1 pseudogene is annotated in these 1,487 nt (G+C 44.5%); it reads left to right on the top strand.

Annotated elements, in window-relative coordinates:
• Window positions 1-989, top strand: a pseudogene (locus tag LC605_RS18440) (hypothetical protein); the annotation flags it as partial.
• Window positions 990-1,487 lie beyond the last annotated feature (498 nt).

Raw genomic sequence — 1,487 nt, 5'->3', positions numbered from 1 at the left:
CAATTGTGACATTTTCTAACTCGCCGACTTCCCCCAAAGAATACTCAGAAGCGATCTGTTCACTAAAACAACAGCACAAAATTGAACTAGAGCGCCTAGAGAAAGATTTGAGGATTGGATTGCTAATAGAAGCCAGGACTTTAGCAGAAGAACAAGTCAGTGAGCAACTTTCTGCATCAAAGAAACTGATTGACCAGTACAAAGAGGAAAGTATCAAGTTGCGGCAGGAATTAGACTCCGTACAAGCCCTACGACAGTTTGAGGTTGAAAACCAGCAACTTAGAGAACGCATCCACCAATTAGAACACGCTCTTAGAGAACGTCCCACTCAACAGTCGGGTCAGACGATGACAAAACTTGCGACTTTAGCCTCCAAAGAAGTAAAACATCCTTTGTCCTTGGGAGGGGAAAAGGGAAATGGGGAAAGGTTAAAGTCAGAAGAAAATACCCTGACCCCTGACCGAAGAGGCAGGGGGGAAGGGAGCTCTAAGCAGGGGGAGCAAGCCCTTCCCCCCGCTAAGAGCCCCCAAGCCTCTTTTGACCCAAAACCCTTCACCCCAAATTTCATCGATTTGCGCTCTCTTGCGATTGAGCCACCCAAAGAGAATGCCCAGGAATGTCTATTGCTCATGGGCATGGCATTGAAAAACCTAAGCGTTGCGATGAACAGCACCCAAGCCTTGTCAGCGGCGGCCATACTTCTGGGGAGTGAACCCACAGAAGAAGCGATCGCCAAAAGAATAGAATTTTTACAACTCTTACCACAGGCTATTAAGGAAATCAAGCTAGTGCTATCTCAAACCGGGTGTACATGGCAGGAGTTTTGGGCAGTAGCTGAAAAATACGAGGTGATAAAAGCAGACTACTGGGCATCCCTTACTACTGGAGAAACTGATTTAATCGCTGCACTAGAAAAAGCTGTAGCACCTCCTGTGATTCAAGTCGGTTCTATCGTTGCTTACGCTGACCAAATAATTCGTAATTCGTAATGACGCTCGTTCGCGGAGCGTGCCGTAGGCAAGACTCGCTAACGCTGCGTTCGCGGAGCGTCTCGTAGAGAAGACAGTAATTCGTAAATTTTAAACTTAGAAATTAGGAATTAATTAATTAATTAATTAATTAATTAATTAATAATTAATTCATCCTCGGCGTCAAAGCCCCTAATTAAAATTTATGAAAAAGAAAAAAGGGCAAAGCCAACTTTATTCAGAGCCAGCGGATTTATCCTTTGGGGTAATAATTACGAATTACGAATTACGAATTACGAATTGGAGCGAACCCTGCCTTCCGTGTGGGGGAAAATTCCGTGTGCCAATATAAACAGGAAATTGTACAATGACTGCAACTATTACAAGACCCAAGCTGAAAAAGTCTGCTGCTACCAGCAAACAGCAATCCCCGTACAAGCGGCTTCATGTGATTATCCCGATTGAAGATATGCTGTGGGCTTCGCAACAAAAACCATCAGTGACGCAATTGTGGCAGGA

It is taken from the genome of Nostoc sp. CHAB 5836 (assembly GCF_020829445.1).
Classification (GTDB): Bacteria; Cyanobacteriota; Cyanobacteriia; order Cyanobacteriales; family Nostocaceae; genus Nostoc.
This window is presented reverse-complemented; position numbering and strand designations above follow the sequence as displayed.